Source organism: Acuticoccus sp. MNP-M23 (assembly GCF_031195445.1).
In the GTDB taxonomy this organism is placed as follows: Bacteria; Pseudomonadota; Alphaproteobacteria; order Rhizobiales; family Amorphaceae; genus Acuticoccus.
On record NZ_CP133480.1, the window covers coordinates 2,971,924 to 2,988,063 of the forward strand.

General features: G+C 66.6%; 13 protein-coding genes. 6 read left to right on the forward strand and 7 right to left on the reverse strand.

Annotation, left to right across the window (positions count from 1 at the left end):
* Positions 1 to 2: 2 nt before the first annotated feature.
* Both RDV64_RS13785 and RDV64_RS13790 read left to right on the forward strand, forming a co-directional pair.
* Positions 3 to 2,897 carry a hypothetical protein gene (locus tag RDV64_RS13785; RefSeq protein WP_309195496.1) on the forward strand — a complete coding sequence of 965 codons (2,895 nt, stop codon included), beginning with the start codon at positions 3 to 5 and terminating at the stop codon, positions 2,895 to 2,897.
* A 105-nt stretch (positions 2,898 to 3,002) separates the two neighbouring features.
* Positions 3,003 to 4,091 (forward strand): choloylglycine hydrolase family protein, encoded by a 1,089-nt coding sequence (locus RDV64_RS13790; RefSeq protein ID WP_309195497.1) that lies wholly within the window; start codon positions 3,003 to 3,005, stop codon positions 4,089 to 4,091.
* Positions 4,092 to 4,161: 70 nt separating this feature from the next.
* Here RDV64_RS13790 and RDV64_RS13795 read toward each other — a convergent pair whose 3' ends face one another.
* From RDV64_RS13795 to RDV64_RS13820, 6 genes are all read right to left on the reverse strand, one after another.
* Positions 4,162 to 5,040, reverse strand: a complete 879-nt coding sequence (locus tag RDV64_RS13795) for a 3-hydroxybutyryl-CoA dehydrogenase (protein ID WP_309199509.1) — start codon at positions 5,038 to 5,040, stop codon at positions 4,162 to 4,164.
* 107 nt (positions 5,041 to 5,147) lie between these two features.
* The gene (locus RDV64_RS13800) at positions 5,148 to 6,092 is read right to left on the reverse strand and encodes an electron transfer flavoprotein subunit alpha/FixB family protein (protein ID WP_309195498.1); all 945 of its coding nucleotides are present in this window, start codon (positions 6,090 to 6,092) and stop codon (positions 5,148 to 5,150) included.
* A 119-nt stretch (positions 6,093 to 6,211) separates the two neighbouring features.
* A complete protein-coding gene (locus tag RDV64_RS13805) occupies positions 6,212 to 6,961 on the reverse strand; it encodes an electron transfer flavoprotein subunit beta/FixA family protein (RefSeq protein ID WP_309195499.1) in 750 nt (249 codons plus the stop codon).
* 77 nt (positions 6,962 to 7,038) lie between these two features.
* On the reverse strand, positions 7,039 to 7,611 hold the full coding sequence (locus RDV64_RS13810; RefSeq protein ID WP_309195500.1) for a cob(I)yrinic acid a,c-diamide adenosyltransferase: 573 nt from the start codon (positions 7,609 to 7,611) through the stop codon (positions 7,039 to 7,041).
* Between the two features lie 11 nt (positions 7,612 to 7,622).
* Positions 7,623 to 7,814 carry a twin transmembrane helix small protein gene (locus RDV64_RS13815; protein WP_309195501.1) on the reverse strand — a complete coding sequence of 64 codons (192 nt, stop codon included), beginning with the start codon at positions 7,812 to 7,814 and terminating at the stop codon, positions 7,623 to 7,625.
* A gap of 83 nt (positions 7,815 to 7,897) precedes the next feature.
* Positions 7,898 to 9,085 (reverse strand): FAD-dependent monooxygenase, encoded by a 1,188-nt coding sequence (locus RDV64_RS13820; protein ID WP_375143749.1) that lies wholly within the window; start codon positions 9,083 to 9,085, stop codon positions 7,898 to 7,900.
* A 112-nt stretch (positions 9,086 to 9,197) separates the two neighbouring features.
* Here RDV64_RS13820 and tesB point away from each other — a divergent pair, with 112 nt between their 5' ends.
* A complete protein-coding gene (gene tesB, locus RDV64_RS13825) occupies positions 9,198 to 10,061 on the forward strand; it encodes an acyl-CoA thioesterase II (RefSeq protein WP_309195503.1) in 864 nt (287 codons plus the stop codon).
* Positions 10,062 to 10,261: 200 nt separating this feature from the next.
* The gene (locus RDV64_RS13830) at positions 10,262 to 12,754 is read left to right on the forward strand and encodes a S8 family serine peptidase (RefSeq protein ID WP_309195504.1); all 2,493 of its coding nucleotides are present in this window, start codon (positions 10,262 to 10,264) and stop codon (positions 12,752 to 12,754) included.
* A 4-nt stretch (positions 12,755 to 12,758) separates the two neighbouring features.
* On the opposite strand, the gene RDV64_RS13835 is transcribed toward RDV64_RS13830, so the two are convergent.
* Entirely contained in the window at positions 12,759 to 13,766 is a 1,008-nt protein-coding gene (locus tag RDV64_RS13835) for an SIS domain-containing protein (RefSeq protein WP_309199510.1), read from the reverse strand.
* A gap of 174 nt (positions 13,767 to 13,940) precedes the next feature.
* Here RDV64_RS13835 and RDV64_RS13840 point away from each other — a divergent pair, with 174 nt between their 5' ends.
* Both RDV64_RS13840 and RDV64_RS13845 read left to right on the forward strand, forming a co-directional pair.
* Positions 13,941 to 14,780: an MBL fold metallo-hydrolase gene (locus RDV64_RS13840; RefSeq protein ID WP_309195505.1), complete on the forward strand. Its 840-nt coding sequence runs from the start codon at positions 13,941 to 13,943 to the stop codon at positions 14,778 to 14,780.
* A gap of 72 nt (positions 14,781 to 14,852) precedes the next feature.
* The gene (locus RDV64_RS13845) at positions 14,853 to 16,103 is read left to right on the forward strand and encodes an extracellular solute-binding protein (protein WP_309195506.1); all 1,251 of its coding nucleotides are present in this window, start codon (positions 14,853 to 14,855) and stop codon (positions 16,101 to 16,103) included.
* The last annotated feature ends 37 nt before the right edge of the window (positions 16,104 to 16,140 follow it).

Consider the following 16,140-nt stretch of genomic DNA (forward strand, 5'->3'; position numbering starts at 1 on the left):
CCATGGCCAAGCGCATCCTTCAGGCGGCCACGGCCGTTGCCCTCTCGCTCCTGACGGGCGAGGCGGCGCTGGCGCAGGCGAGGGTGGGTGTGACCGCCGCCGTCAACCCGCAGTCCGACTTCGACCGCAGCGGCGGGGTTCGCACGGTCGTGATCGGCGACGAAGTGTTGTTCAAGGACCGGATCGTCACCGGGGATGACGGGCTGGTTCAGGTGCTGTTCGTGGACGGGTCCAACTTCACGGTCGGGCCGGGGGCACGGGTGGTGATTGACGAGTTCGTCTACAACCCGTCCACCGGGTCCGGCTCGCTGGTGGCCGAGGTGACCAGCGGCGCGTTGCGCTTTGTGGGCGGCAAGCTGTCCAAGCGGGACAATCAGGTGCGGTTCCGCACGCCGGGCGGCACCCTTGGCGTGCGCGGCGGCATCACCAATGTCGACCTTTCGCCAGGTTGCCTGCCCGATGGCAGCTGCCCCACCGCCACCGCCTCGCTGGTGTTCGGCGACGCGCTGGTGCTGGCTCTGCCCGGCGGCGGCACGCGCCGGGTGGACACGCCGGGCTATTCCTTCGCGATTTTCGGTACCGGGGCGCGGGCGCGGGCCGACATTGTGCCCACCGCGCGGCTTGACCTGTCCAGCCTGCAGCAGCGGCTTGCCGGCAAGCCCGACCGCAGCGGCGGCAGCCGTAATATCCCCACCGATGCGAACGTCACGCAAAGCGGCGTATCCGCCCTCAACTCCGCGCGCGCGCCCTTCACGGTCCTGCCGCGGCCGCGCCCCGTCGTCGCGACATCACGCTACGCGCCGAACGCGACCTCGCCCGGTATCGCCACCACCACCAACCTTATTGACGTGACGGTGATGCAGCCTGCAGACAGCGATGCCGTGACGGACGACGTGGTGACGAACCGTCCGCCCAGGCCGCAACCGCCCAAGCCGCGACCGCCCGAGCCGCCGCTGCCGCCCGAGCCGGCCGCCGTGGATCGCCGCGTTGCCGCATTCGCGACGCCGCCGCGCTTCGATACCGCGGACGGGCAGATCATCCGCGAGCCGGGCGCTGTGGGCATCGTCACCGCCCTGGACCTTGCGCCCTACGGTGCTGCCCTGATCGAAAACGACCGTGGCCGCGTGGTGGCGCTGCAAATCGGGGCCGACACGCTGCCATTCCCCGCCGCAACGGGGGAAACGCGGATCAACCGCTTCCGCTCGCAAACGCTTGGGCGTCAGGTGGAAGGCACGGTCTACCGCGGGGCAGACAATTTCGCGCTTTACACGCTGCAGCAGGCAGGCGGCCCGGCAAAGGCCAAGCAGGTCGCCTATTTCCTGACCGGGGAGACCACACGGCCCGAAGTGATGCTCTCCGGCGACGGGGCACCCCTGACCGTGCGCCGCTACAGCCTGACAGACGACTACCAGAAGCGTGCCCGCGGCATCCGCTCAGAGCTGCACCTTCTCAATCCGCTGATTGCGCGCGAATTCGGCGCCTCGCTCGCCGATGCCGCCGAAACCCGTTTCCACATCGTCCAGAACAGCGTCGACCCGACGGTGGCCGGAACGCTTTATGGCGGCCTGCTGATTGACGGGACGGGCCCGAACCAGCGCTCCGCCATCAATGTGGACACCGGCTTCGTCGCGACCAACCCCGACGGCGGGGTGGTTGTGGTGGGCCAGCGGCGCGGCTCCACCAGGACGCAGGCGCTCCTTGCCGCCAGCACCCTGTCCGGCGCCACAGGCTCCCGGCCAACCGGCGCCCGAAGCGGCGGCACTGTGTTCGGCGCAGACGGAGACAATTTTGTCTACACCTCGGGTGCCAGCGTGCGGCCGCTCAGCGAGGGCAGGTCCCGCCTGTTCGTCGACAATCAGCGCACCGGCAAGCCGCTGCTGCCGTCCGAGCGCCGCAGCATGACCACCCAGGTGGCGACGCTGGAAGAGACCATTGCCGCTGGCGCCCTGTCGCGCTCCACCCGTTCGATCACAGGCTTTGCGGCCGGCATGATCGAGCCCAACGGACGCGACGCCATCGCCTTCCGCTCCACTGATGCCGGAGACGTACGGATCGACTTCAACGCGCCGGGCAGCACCTTGGGCGGTGTGTTCGGGATCGAGGACATCGACGATCAGGACCCCGTGGTGCGCAGCTTCAGGCTCGCATTCGGCACCGACATTTTCGGCGGGGCCTCCTCCCGCGCGCGCAGCACCTACGTGGACGACGACATGTTTGCCGGCGTTGCCACCGGCCCCGTCAACGAGCCCGGCAGCCCGCAGACAACGCTCACCACCGACGATGGCGCCACAATCACCCACAGCCGTTCGACGCCGGGCACCTACATGATTTCAGCCGATGCGGTTCCCCAGCCGGCACTGTTCGAGAATGCCGGTGTGACGCCATGCGACTGCCGGTTCATGGAATGGGGCTGGTGGGGCACGTCCACCGAATTCGAGGGGGAGGGTCTGCCCCCCGGCCGCAACGACGTTGCGCATCTGGGAACGTGGGTGGCCGGCGACATCACGCCCGATGCCGAACTGCCGACGACCGGCACCGGCAGCTACGCCGGCCACGCCGTGGGCACCGTGGTGGCCAACCAGCCGGGCGCCGGCAAGGCGCGCTACGTCGCCGCCGGTCAGCTGAGAGTGAACTACGATTTCGGCAGCCGCTCCGGCGACCTTGCCATCACCAAGTTTGACGGCAGAAGCTTCGGCGGCCGTATTTCCGGCGGCGTCGGACGCAACGGCGTGCGGAACCGCTTCGGCGGCAACCTCACCGGCAAGGGGCTGACGGGATCGGTGGACGGCGCCTTCGCCCGCGGGCCGAAGGGCTCTGCGCAGGGCGTTCTGGGCGCATTCAACGTGCGCGGATCGGGCTACCGTGCCACGGGCAATTTCCTGGGTGAACGTCGCTAGAGCTGGTGGCCGCGCAAGGTTCACAGAAAATCCGGCCGTCAATCGCTTGAAACATCATGCCCGGCGCGCCATTCGTTGCGCTCACTCGGGATAAAGGACGTTTCAATGCGATCAGCGTTACTGGCGGCATTCGCGATCATGAGCTTCACACCGGCGGCGCTGGGGTGCACGGCGGTCAACATCGTCGCCACGGACGGGACCGTCGTTGCGGCCCGTTCCATGGAATGGGCGCTTCCCATGGAGTGGACCGCCGTCACCATCCCCGTCGGAAACAAGTACGACATGACCGCGCCCGAGGGCTCCGGTCTGAAGCCGGTGGCCATGGAAACCAGCCACGCGATCTTCGGCATCAAGACCGCGCTCGTTCCGGGCAACTTCCTGGTCGACGCGCAGAACGACGCCGGCCTCACCTTCAGCGCCAACTTCCTGCCGGGCTTCACCCAGTACCAGGACGTTGCGGCGGACGACAAAGGCTACGTCGGGTTGCCGGACTTCGGGGTCTGGTCGCTGGGTCAGTTCGGCTCGGTCGCCGAACTTCAGGCTGCGCTGCCGGACGTGAAGGTCTGGTACAGCGGCGAGAAGATCCAGGGTGTCGTGCCGGACGTGCACTTCGTCTTCACCGACAGCACGGGCGACAGCATTGTCGTCGAATTCGTCGGCGGCGAGCAGCAGATCAGCAAGAATGTTTCGCGGGTGCTGACCAACGCGCCGACCTACGACTGGCACCTCAACAACCTGCGCAACTATCTCGACCTGTCACCCGACGGCGATGGCGCGGTGGAGATCGGCGGCACCAACGTGACTGCGCTCGGCCAGGGTGGCGGTCTGCGCGGCGTCCCGGCTGACTACACGCCCCCCTCGCGCTTCGTGAAGGCTGCTTACCTCACCCACTTCGCCTATGACCCCAAGGATGCCGCGGAGGCCATTTCGCTCGGCAACCACATCCTCAACACGGTGGATATTCCCGAAGGCGTGGTGCGCAGCCAGGAAGACGGCAAGACGGTTGCCGACTACACCCAGTGGGTCGTGATGAAGGATCTGAACAACAACACGCTGACCATTGCGGACTATGACAACCGCGCCAACGCGCTGACCATCGACCTGAAGGCGCTGTTCAAGTCGGGCGAAGCGGTGGATACGCTTGTCACCGACCTGCCCTTTCCGGGCCGGACGGCGGTGACGACGCTGAACTGATCCGCCAGAGCGGGCCGCATCATCAAGGTGCGGTCCGCTCGTTTGCAGCCGGTCAGCTCGCCGGCGCCGTCTAGCGGGTGGGGACGGGAACCTCGCCGCGATAGTCGTAAAAGCCGCGGCCGGCCTTGCGGCCCAGCCAGCCCGCTTCGACATATTTTACCAGAAGCGGGCAGGGGCGGTACTTGGAGTCCGCCAGACCGTCGTGCAGGACCTGCATGATGGAGAGGCACGTGTCGAGGCCGATGAAGTCGGCCAGCTGCAGCGGGCCCATCTTGTGGTTGGCGCCAAGGCGCATGGCGACGTCGATGGCCTCCACGGTGCCCACACCCTCGTAAAGGACGTAGATCGCCTCGTTGATCATCGGCAGCAGGATGCGGTTGACGATGAAGGCGGGGAAGTCTTCGGCAACGGCGGTCACCTTGCCGAGCCGGTCGATGAACGCTTTCGCCAGATTGAACGTCTCGTCCACGGTGGCGATGCCGCGCACAAGCTCCACAAAATCCATCACGGGGACGGGGTTCATGAAGTGGATGCCGATAAAACGCTCCGGCCTGTCGGTGGCGGCGGCAAGGCGGGTGATCGACAGCGAAGAGGTGTTGGTGGCAAGCAGGGCTTCCGGCTTCAGAAGCGGGCAGACCTGCGCGTAGATCTTCTTCTTGACCTGTTCGTTTTCGGTGGCGGCCTCGATCACGAGGTCCATCTCGGACAGGTCGTCGAGGTTGTCGGCGGCGTTGATCCGCTCCACCGCGGCCTTGCGTTCGGCATCCTCGATCCGGCCGGAGGCGACCTGGCGGGACATGTTGCCGGTGATGGTGGCAAGACCGGACTGGATCCGGTCGCGCGAAATGTCGTGCAGCGCGACGCGGTAGCCGCCGAGCGCGGCGACATGGGCAATCCCGTTGCCCATCTGCCCGGCGCCGATCACGCCAACGCTCTTGATCTCGTTCATCTTGTCCGCAGCCACCCGCTTGCCATACTTGTCGTCGATGAAAGCAGCCTTTCCCGGCGCGTCAAGGCGGTTTGTCCGCCGCGGGTCGAGATCGCGGCGGATATCTCTCACGACGTGGCTTTCTTCAACGCTTCCGTCAGGTCCGGGATGATGGTGAACAGATCGCCCACGAGGCCGTAGTCGGCCACCTGGAAGATCGGCGCTTCCTCATCCTTGTTGATGGCGACGATCACCTTGGAGTCCTTCATCCCGGCCAGATGCTGGATCGCCCCGGAAATGCCGCACGCCACATAAAGGTCGGGCGCGACCACCTTGCCGGTCTGGCCGACCTGCCAGTCGTTGGGGGCATAGCCTGCGTCGACGGCAGCGCGGGAGGCGCCGATGGCCGCGCCCAGCGCGTCGGCCAGCGGCTCGATCACTTCGCTGAACTTCTTTTCGGAGCCGAGGGCGCGGCCGCCGGAAACGATCCGCGTGGCGCTGGCAAGCTCCGGCCGGTCGCTGGTCGCAACCTCCTCGCCGACAAAGCTGGAGAGGCCGGGGTCGGGCGCTGCATCAATGGCGCGGATCTCGGCCGAACCGTCGGTGCCCGCGGCCGGAAAGGACGCGGTGCGCACGGTAATCACCTTCTTGGCGTCCGTGGCGCGCACGGTCTGGATGGCGTTGCCGGCATAGATGGGGCGCTTGAAGGTGTCGGCGCCTTCCACGGCCATCACGTCGGAAACCTGCATCACGTCGAGCAGGGCTGCGACGCGGGGGGCGACGTTCTTGCCGGAGGTGGTGGAGGCCAGAACGATGGCGTCGTAGTCGCCCGCGAGCGAGACGACGAGGTCCGCGACGGGTTCGGCAAGGCCGTGGGCGACGGCATCGCCGCTCGCGGTGAGGACGGCCTCAACGCCGGTCAGCGTGGCAGCTTCCTTGGCGGCGGCGTCGATGTCGGCGCCGGCCACGAGGATGTGGACGGGCGCGCCGAGCGCGTTGGCGGCAGAGAGCGCCTTGTGCGTGGCGTCACTGAGGGCGCCGCTGGCGTGGTCGGCGATGAGGAGCGTCGTCAACGGGGCCTCCTGGTCGGGGTCATTGTTCTGGGTCTCGTGTTCAGGTTCGTGCGGATGCCGGGGCCGTGTCTGCCTGGTCTGGCGTGCAACCGGCTCCCGCGCAGCGGTCGGCCATTGCGTCAGATGACGGAGGCTTCGTTCTTCAGCTTGTCGACCAGCTCGTCCACCGAGGCGACCTTGACGCCGGCCTGCCGCGCGCCCGGCTCTTCGGTCTTGAGAATTTCGAGGCGGCGCCTGGGCTCGACGCCGTAGTCGGCGGGAGTCTTTTCGGCGAGCGGCTTCTTCTTGGCCTTCATGATGTTGGGCAGGGATGCGTAGCGCGGCTCGTTGAGGCGCAGATCGGTGGTCACGATGGCGGGCAGTTTCAGCTTGAGCGTCTGAAGGCCGCCGTCGATCTCGCGGGTGACGCTGGCACTGTCGCCTTCGATGACAATCTTCGAGGCAAAGGTGCCCTGGGCCCAGCCCAGAAGTGCGGCGAGCATCTGGCCGGTCTGGTTGCAGTCGTCGTCGATGGCCTGCTTGCCGAGAATGACAAGGCCGGGCTCTTCCTCGGCCACCACACCCTTCAGGATCTTTGCAACGTCGAGCGGTTCGGGCGCTTCGTCCATTTCCACGTGGATGGCGCGGTCGGCCCCCATGGCAAGCGCCGTGCGGAGCGTTTCGGCGGATTTTTTCGGCCCGATGGAAACGGCGATCACTTCGGCGGCGGTCCCCGCTTCGCGCAGGCGCAGCGCTTCTTCGACGGCGATTTCGTCGAACGGGTTCATGCTCATCTTGACGTTGGCGAGGTCGACGCCGCTGCCGTCCGGCTTCACGCGGATTTTGACGTTATAGTCAACGACGCGTTTGACGGGGACGAGGATTTTCATGCGGATAGAGGCTTTCTGAACGTTGCGTGGCGACGCTATCGGCGTCGGATTTTGGTGTCAAACGCGGTGTTGGCGCGTCACATGGTGCGGCTTTGGCCGGGCACCCACAGAACGTCGTCGGCGCCGTTGCGGTTGGCAACTCTGGCGGCCACGAAAAGGAAGTCCGACAGGCGGTTGGCATAGCGCACGGCAGCCTCGCCCACGGTCTCTCTGGTGGCAAGTTCCACAATCATCCGCTCGGCGCGCCGGGACACGGTGCGGGCAAGGTGCAGCTGCGCCGACAGCGCGGAGCCGCCCGGCAGCACGAACGATTTCAGCGGCGCCAGCGCGGCGTTGAGCTCGTCGATCTCGCGTTCCAGCCGGTCCACCTGGGCGGAGACGATGCGCAGCGGCTCGTAGGACAGCGCCTTGCCCTCGGGGGTCGCAAGGTCCGCACCAAGGTCGAACAGGTCGTTCTGGATGCGCGCCAGCATGCCGTCGAGCTTGGCATCGGGGTTTGCTAGGCGGGCGATGCCGATGACGGCGTTGGTCTCGTCCACCGTGCCATAGGTCGAGACGCGAAGGTCGAACTTGTCGCGCCGTTCTCCCGTGCCGAGGCCGGTGGTGCCGTCGTCACCGGTCCGGGTGTAGATCTTGTTCAGCGTGACCATGGAGAAACCCGTTAGCCTGTTGTGAAGTAGAGGGCCGTCATCGCGATAACGATGGTGACGAACTGGAGGATGACGCGCATCCGCATCAAGGCCTGGCTGCGGTTAGGCGAACCGTTTCGCGCCATGTTCCACAGGCCCATGATGAGAACGACTGCGACCGCGAGCGCGGCGACGACTGTAATGAATGTGACGATCGATGGCATGGCGCTTCCTTGGCCGGTTTTCGCAGGGGCGTAAACTCATCAGTTGCGGACCTGTCGCGGGGCGAGAGGGTTGGATCGGCCCCTCACAACGCGTCGCCGCGCATCAGACGGGGGATCTCCCCTTCGATACCCGCGGCTTCCTGAATGAACAGGGATTTCAGCTTGTCGCGACGGTCGACGAGGCCGAGGCCGATGGAGCGGACCGCCCGCATCAGATCCGACCGGCGCGAGAACAGTGCGTTGAGCTGGTCGGTGACGAGAAGCATCTGGGCCGCGTCCGCGCGGCGCCAGCGGGCGTAACGCGGCAGGGCAAGCGACAGGTCTTCGCCCTGCCGGCCGGCGTCGACCAGAACTTCCGACAGCGCCGCGGCATCCCGAAGGCCAAGGTTGAGGCCCTGGCCGGCTAGAGGGTGGATGCCGTGGGCAGCGTCGCCCGCCAGCACCAGCCGGCCGCGTGCAAAGTCCCGTGCAAGATGCGCCGACAGGGGGTGCATCATGAGCGGCGCTTCCACCGTGAGGCGGCCGAGCGAAAGGCCGAACACCCGTTCGATTTCGAGCCCGGCGATGAACGGGTCCATCTCCACCAGCGTCTTTGCGAACTGCGGGCGCTCGGTCCACACGATGGACGAGCGGTTGCCGGTGAGCGGCAGCATCGCAAACGGGCCGTTCGGCAGGAAGTGCTGCGTGGCGCGGCCATAGTGCGGGTCTTCGTGGGCAACGGTGCCGACAATGCCGCACTGGCCGTAGTGCTTTTCGACGACGCCGATGCCGGCAATGCCGCGCAGGCGCGAGGCGCGCCCGTCCGCTGCAACCAGAACGTCGCCCGTGATCGTGTCGCCATTGTCCAGCTCGACGGTGATCGTGCGTTCGGCCTCGGTGTAATATGTGGCGCTGGCGGCAATTTCGGTGATGCCGAGGGCGGCGCAGCGGTCGGTCAGCGCGCCGTAGAGCGCAGCGTTGGGCACCATGTAGGCAAAGGGCGCGCCCCGCTCCCCCTCGAAGGACAGGGCCTCCGGGCGGATAAGGTCGTCGGCCCGCGAATCGGTGATCACCATGTCCTCGATGGGCTGGGCCACATCGGCAACATGGGGCCACACGCCGATGCGCGAGAACAGGCGGCGCCCTGCGGCGGCGACCGCGCTGGCCCGCTCGTCGCGCCCCGGCGGGGGGCCTGCCAGCAGCGTCACGCTCAGGTGGGATTGCGAGGCCAGCGCCACTGCAATTGTCCGCCCCACAAGCCCGCCGCCTGCAACGATCACCCGTCCCACCATCTGTCTCCCCGCCACTCGCGCCAATTGCCCGCGTGCGACAGACATTGCGCCTTTGCCGCCGGACAGCAACCGTGGCAGCGTCGCACCGCCACACAATGAAAGACGAACCGCCATGCGCCCCGCCGTTGCAGAGCTGCTGAAGACCCTGGACCTCGAGCCCCTGGAGGTGAACCTGTTTCGCGGTGAAAGCCCGCAGGTGGGCTGGCAACGCGTGTTCGGCGGGCAGGTGATCGGCCAGGCGCTTGTGGCGGCCACCCGCACCGTGGCGCCCGAGCGCCAGCCCCACTCCCTGCACGGCTACTTCATGCGGCCGGGCGACCCTTCGGTGCCGATCATCTACGAAGTGACGCGGCTGCGCGATGGCCGCTCCTTTGCCACGCGGCTGGTGGTGGGGATCCAGCACGGCGAGGCGATTTTTTCCATGAGCGTCTCCTACCACCTGCCCGAGGACGGGCTGGAGCACATGGTGGCGATGCCCGATGTGCCCGGTCCCGACGAACTGCCGGACGAGGCAGAACTGCGCGAGACCTTTCTGCGCGATGCGCCGGACGCGATGGCAAAGTATTTCCAGCGCGAGCGGCCGATAGAGATGCGCCCGCTGGAGTTGCGTCACTACACCACCAACGAGAAGCTGCCGCCGCGCCAGTACATCTGGGTCCGTGCAACCGACCGCCTTCCCGACGATCCGCAGATCCACCAGGCGGTGCTGGCCTACCTTTCGGACATGACGCTGTTCGATACGGCGCTGTTCGTTCACGGTCTTTCGGTGTTCAACCGAACCATGCAGGTGGCCAGCCTCGACCATGCCATGTGGTTCCACCGCCCGTTCCGTGCCGACGAATGGCTGCTCTATGCGCAGGACAGCCCGTCATCCGGCGGCGCACGGGGGTTCACTCGCGGATTGATCTACGCGCAGGACGGACGCCTGGTGGCCTCCACGGCGCAGGAAGGTCTGATGCGCAAGCGGACGCGCTGAAAACCCTGTTCTGATCGCGATCGACGCGGTTCCGACTGCCAGCCGCAGCGGCGCGTGAATGCATAACAGCTAGAGCGCCACAATTTTGAGTAGAAACGCGCGCGAAGCGTTTATGGTGTAGCCCGTCGGCGAGCGAAGCCCTAAAGCGTGTTCGCCAAGCGGATGTTTGTGTGCGCGCCGCGCTTGTTTGGAGTTCCGGGATGACGTCGCCGATCGATCCTCTCTACGCGTCTCAGTGGTATCTCACGCGGATAGGCAATCTGGAGCGGATCTGGGACGACTTTAACGGCCGCGGCGTTCACGTCGGCGTTTATGACGACGGGATCGACATTGCCCACAGGGACCTCGACGGAAACTACGACGCCTCACGCCATATCGATATCGGGGGCACTGCAGTCGGCCCGCTGCCGGTGGACGGCGCGCACGGCACCGCAGTTTCCGGCATCATCGCGGCCGAAAAAAATGGCGTCGGCACCGTGGGGATCGCATGGGATGCCTCGCTCACCGGGGTGAACATCTTTGCCGGGGCGGCGTCCACGGCCAGAGGGTTCAACGCAGCGCTCGGCCAGCTCGGCAGTTTCGACGTGACGAACCACAGCTGGGGCTATGACAGCCCGTTCGCGCTCGGCGCTTCCGTGGCGCGGGAGGCTGCATTGTTCGAGGCGTCGCTGGTGAGCGGGCGTGGCGGGCTTGGCACCATCAACGTGAAAGCGTCCGGCAACGCCAACACAAATGCCAACGGCGAACAGATCGAAGCGTCGCGCGCGACCATATCTGTCGGCGCCTATGACGACAGCGGCACCGCATCGTCCTACTCCAACTACGGCGCCAACCTGCTTGTCTCCGCACCGTCGGACGGCGGGGCGCGCGGCCAGGTGACCACCGACCTGTCCGGTTCCGACGGCTACACCAACGGCGACTATGAATCGAATTTCGGTGGAACATCGGGCGCTTCGCCGGTGGTCGCCGGGGTGATCACGCTGATGCTGGATGCCAACCCGCAACTGGGCTGGCGCGACGTGCAGACGATCCTGTCGGTTTCCGCCCACGAGGTGGGAAGCGGCGTCGGGAATGCGCGCGGACCCAACGAGAACCACAAATGGTTCTCCAACGGCGCCAACGACTGGAATGGCGGCGGCCGGCACTTCTCGGAGGACTACGGCTTCGGCTCCGTCAATGCCTACAATGCCGTGCGGATGGCCGAGGCGTGGTCGCTGCTCGGCCCGCGCATGACCAGCGCCAACGAGGACACCATCACCGCCCGCACCAGCGGCCCGGTGACCCTGCCCGACACGTCGGTCACACGGGTGGACGTGGCCGCACCGGACCGGGCGTTCGAGGTGGAGTATGTCGCCGTCACGCTCGACATCACTCACAGCTACATGACCGACCTCACCATCGACCTCATTTCGCCGGATGGCACCGCGGCTCGCCTGTTCCACCGGGAAGGGACGCCGGGCAATGCATCGAACGGCCTCACCTGGACGTTCGGCGCCCACGCCTTCCGCGGCGAGGACATGGCGGGAGACTGGACGCTGCGCTTCAACGACCGCTTCGCCGGCGACAGCGGTGTCCTGCAATCGGCACAGATCGAGTTCTTCGGCCGAAGCGGCGCCAACCACGTTCTGGATCGGGACGTCTTCCACTTCACCGACGAGTTTTCCGACAGCGTTGGCATGGATGCCAGCCGTGCCACCGTCGACGCCGGGGCGGGCTTCGATGCCGCCAACATTGCAGCGGTTGCCAGCAACACCGTCGTCAACATGGCCACCGGCGCTGCGAGGATCGACGGGGTGGACGCAACCCTGCGCAATTTCGAGTGGATGGTGACGGGCGACGGCAACGATAACGTGACCGGCACACAGGGCGCGAACCGCATCTTCACCATGCGGGGCGATGACCGCGTCGTTGCCCAGAACGGCAACGACGTGGTGAACGGCGGCAACGGCAACGACGTGCTCCTGGGCGGTGGCGGCAACGACCGCGTCTTCGGCGGTGCCGGGACCGACCGGATCGACGGCGGCCTCGGCCGGGATTTTCTGGCCGGGCAGTCCGGCAACGATGTCGTCTTCGGCGGTCTCCACAACGACACGCTGCGCGGGGGCGGCGGCAATGACAGCCTCGTCGGCGGCGACGACGACGACCTGCTTCTCGGCGAACACAACAACGATACGCTGGATGGCGGCGACGGCGCCGATATCGCGCGCGGCGGCACGGGCAACGACAGCTGTTTCGGCGGTGCGGGTGAGGATCGCCTTTTCGGGGACGTTGGCGCCGACACGCTAATTGGCGGCTTCGACAACGACACGCTGCTGGGCGGGACTGGACGGGACTATCTGGTCGGCCAGAAGGGCAACGATGTGCTGCGCGGCGGCGGCCATGCGGACCGCCTGGTGGGCCTCGATGGTGCCGACTATCTGGAAGGTGGCGCCGGGGCCGACGTTCTTCTGGGCGGCTATGGTGCGGACCGCTTTGCCTTTGCGGCCGCCTCGTTCCGCGATGTGATCGCCGACTGGGAGGATGGTACCGACCTGCTCGACTACCGGTCGAACGTGCGGGTGGATTCCATGAGCGACCTCATCATCCAGACGCGGGGCAACAGCACACTGGTCTTCGACCGCGACGCCCACCGCGATTTCGTCATCATCCGGAATTCAGCCGGCGACATCGACGCCAGCGATTTCCTGATCTGACCGGTCACGCGGTGCGGGTGACCTTGGCAAGGTGGGGCGGGGCTTCGGGGTCGAGCCCTCTGGCCCGCGCCACCGCATGCACCAGCCGGTAAAAGGGCAAGATCCCGGCCAGCGCATCAAGGGCCGGGGCGCCGGTGGCGGGCAGCGGGACGGACGTACCGGGCAGCGTTCCGCTGGAGAAACAGAATAGATCGGCGCCGAGTGCAGACAGGCGGCCCAGCGCCTCCTGCGCGTTCTCAAGGCCCGCGTCTCCCGGCACGAAGCCGACGACAGGGAAGGCTGGGCCCACAAGCGCCAGCGGCCCGTGCATCACCTCCGCCAGCGAGAACGGCTCGGCGTGGATTGCCGCCACCTCCTTGAACTTGAGTGCAGCCTCCGAGGCAATGGCAAGCGCAGGCCCGCGGCCAACGCAGTAGATGTGCGCAGCGCCCGAAAGGCGGGCAACGGCCTCGTCGGGCGCGCCGGGCGCTGCATCCAGCGCGGCCGGGAGGGCGGCAAGCGCACGGTCGAGACCATCGTCGTGGGTGAGGGCGGCGACAGAAGCTGCCAGCGCTGCGGCGGAGGCAATGAAGCTCTTGGTGGCGGCAACGCTGCGCTCCGGTCCGGCGCCAATATCCAGCACCAGATCTGCGCTGAGGGCGATCGGGCTTTCGGACGCGTTGACCACGGCAAGTGTGAAGGCGCCGCCGGCCTTTGCCGCATCCTGCAGTGCGATGAGGTCCGGGCTCTCGCCCGACTGCGACACGGTAATATGGAGCGCGCCCGCCAGCTGCAGCGGCCGCCCGTAGACCGACGCCACCGACGGGCCGATGGAGGCGACTGGAATGCCGGAACCAAGCTCCATCAAATATTTGAAGAAGCTGGCGGCATGGTCGGACGAGCCGCGGGCGGCGGTAGTGACAACGGGCGGCGAGGTGAACGCAAAGCGGCGGGCAAGGGCGCCGAGCGTGGCTTTTTCGCGGGTCAGGAGCGAGGCGACCGCACCGCCGGCCTCCGCCGCCTCGGCCAGCATCCCCGGTTTTGGATCTCGATCAGCCACGTTTCCCTCAACCATCATTATTTTGACCATTTTTCGGACTTTTGCGCGCGCGGTCAATGGAAGGAACTTGGCTGGATGCGAATTTCCGGCTTGACAGGCGCGGGATATATTGCGTTAGTTCGTTATTGGAACAAATGGAGCGTCCACTTGCACCAACTGCGCCGTGCCGATGTCCAGATCCATGCGCTGGTGGATGCCGTGCCGCAGCCGGTGCCGGTCACGTGGTCGTTTCCGCAAACGCCCGAGGCGGACTGGGCCGGTCTTGCGTGCGACGGGCTGGATGACGGTGCCTTTCACCCAAGCCTCGGTGCCTTCCTGGTGAAAACACCGGCGGCTACCATTCTTTGCGATGCCGGCATCGGACCGGGGCCGAATGATTATCTCGGCGGACTGTCCGGCCAGCTCCTGACACGGCTCGAAGAGGCGGGGACTGCGCCGGAAGCTGTGGACGCCATAATCCTCACCCACCTCCACATGGACCATATCGGCTGGCTCGCCACCGATGCGGGGCCGACCTTTCCGGCCGCGACCGTGTTTGCGCCGGCGGCCGATCTGGCGGCCTTCACGGGCGATGCGCCCGGCATCGGGCCCCACCACACCAGGGCTTTTGCCGCCTGCGTGCAGCCGCTGCTGGATGCCGGCCGCGTCACCCCGCTTGCGGACGGCGCCGCAATCATGCCCGGCGTGCGCTACATTCCGACGCCCGGCCACACGCCGGGCCACCAGTCCATCGCGTTCGACACCGATGGCGGCACGTTGGTGGTCACCGGCGACATCTGCCACTGCCCGGCGCAGGTGGAGCGGCCGGACTGGTCGCACCGCGCCGACGTCGACCCGGCGCTGGCGCGCCGGACGCGGCAGGCCTTTCTCGAAGACGCAGCGGCCAAACACTGGACCGTGGCCGCCGGTCATTTCCGCGATGGCCTCCAGTTCGGACGGGTGGCGCGCGCGGGGTCCGACCTTGTCTGGCAGCCCCTCAACGACTGAGCGAGACAATCGGCGCCGGCAGCCGTGATGCGGTGCCGGCATTTAATGGCGACGAACTCTGGAGAGTTGGCAATGAGCTTGAAGACCAAACTGGCCGCAGCGGCCATGGGTGCCGCGCTGATGTCATCCCCCGCCTTCGCGGTGGAGATCGAATACTGGCAATATTATTTCGAGGGGCGGGTCGACGCCATCGACCAGCTGATCGAGAAGTTCGAGGCGGAACACCCGGACATCACCGTCAAGCACACCCACTTCCCCTATGCGCAATATCGCACCAAGGTGGCCGCCGCAGTGCTGGCCGGCGAGGGGCCGGACGTTGTGCAGCTCTACTATGGCTGGCTGCCCGACTTTCTGGACGCCGGCCTGCTTCAGCCGATCCCGCAAAGCGTGATCGATCCCGCCGAAGTGGACGCCGACTTCTTCCCCATCGTCCAGAAGATGAAGGTGGACGGCCAGTATTACGGCATCCCCACCGCAGTGCGCTCGCTCGCCATGTTCTACAACAAGGACCTGTTCGAGAAGGCCGGGCTCGACCCGGAAACACCGCCGGCCACCTACGACGCGCTGGTGGAGGCGGCGACCGCAGTCTCCGAGCGGGACGCGGCCGGCAACCTGCTGGTTGCGGGGATCACTGCAACGCCGGTGGCGCAGGACGCGCATCTGTGGCGTGAGGTCTATATCCGCCAGCAAGGCGGCGCGCCCTATTCGGACGACGGCAAGACCGTCACCTACAACACCCCCGAGGGGCTGGCGGCGCTGAAGAACTACACCGACATGTTCATGGAGAACAAAGCCACCGACTACGGCTTCATGAACGAATCGCAGGCCTCCTTTGCAGCCCAGCGCGCCGGCATCCTCATCGACGGTTCGTTCCGCATCGGCGCGGTGCAGAAGATGGACGGCCTCAACTGGGGCGTGGCACCGCTGCCGACCCAGAACGGCATCAGCTCCAACTATGCGTCCTACTGGGTCAACGGCATCACCCGCGGCACCGAGGGCGAGGCGCTGGCGGCCTCCGCAGAGTTCCTGAAGTTCATTTCCAGCCCCGACGCCATGCAGCTGTGGCTCGAAGTTGTCGGCGAGCTTCCGGCCCGTCCGGCAGTGGCGCAGACCGAGGAAAACCTTGCCGATCCGGTCTACGGGCCGTTCCTTTCGGGGCTTGAGGGCGCGCAGACCACGCAGTTCGTCAACGAATCCGAACAGCGGCAGATCTGGCTCGACATGATCGACCGGATCAACATTGCCGGCGTTTCGGTGGAAGACTCGCTGGCTGCCGCCGCCGACGCCGAGCAGAAGCTGCTCGACGACTACTACGCCAAATAGCGGCTTCGGCCCGGCGGTACCCCCGCCGGGCCACCGA

Excerpts from the sequence above, each read along its gene's own strand:
- RDV64_RS13785 (WP_309195496.1), top strand. The coding sequence starts at position 3 with ATGGCCAAGCGCATCCTTCAGGCGGCCACGGCCGTTGCCCTCTCGCTC.
- RDV64_RS13790 (WP_309195497.1), top strand. The coding sequence starts at position 3,003 with ATGCGATCAGCGTTACTGGCGGCATTCGCGATCATGAGCTTCACACCG.
- RDV64_RS13795 (WP_309199509.1), bottom strand. The coding sequence starts at position 5,040 with ATGAACGAGATCAAGAGCGTTGGCGTGATCGGCGCCGGGCAGATGGGC.
- RDV64_RS13805 (WP_309195499.1), bottom strand. The coding sequence starts at position 6,961 with ATGAAAATCCTCGTCCCCGTCAAACGCGTCGTTGACTATAACGTCAAA.
- RDV64_RS13810 (WP_309195500.1), bottom strand. The coding sequence starts at position 7,611 with ATGGTCACGCTGAACAAGATCTACACCCGGACCGGTGACGACGGCACC.
- RDV64_RS13815 (WP_309195501.1), bottom strand. The coding sequence starts at position 7,814 with ATGCCATCGATCGTCACATTCATTACAGTCGTCGCCGCGCTCGCGGTC.
- RDV64_RS13820 (WP_375143749.1), bottom strand. The coding sequence starts at position 9,085 with ATGGTGGGACGGGTGATCGTTGCAGGCGGCGGGCTTGTGGGGCGGACA.
- tesB (WP_309195503.1), top strand. The coding sequence starts at position 9,198 with ATGCGCCCCGCCGTTGCAGAGCTGCTGAAGACCCTGGACCTCGAGCCC.
- RDV64_RS13830 (WP_309195504.1), top strand. The coding sequence starts at position 10,262 with ATGACGTCGCCGATCGATCCTCTCTACGCGTCTCAGTGGTATCTCACG.
- RDV64_RS13835 (WP_309199510.1), bottom strand. The coding sequence starts at position 13,766 with ATGCTGGCCGAGGCGGCGGAGGCCGGCGGTGCGGTCGCCTCGCTCCTG.
- RDV64_RS13845 (WP_309195506.1), top strand. The coding sequence starts at position 14,853 with ATGAGCTTGAAGACCAAACTGGCCGCAGCGGCCATGGGTGCCGCGCTG.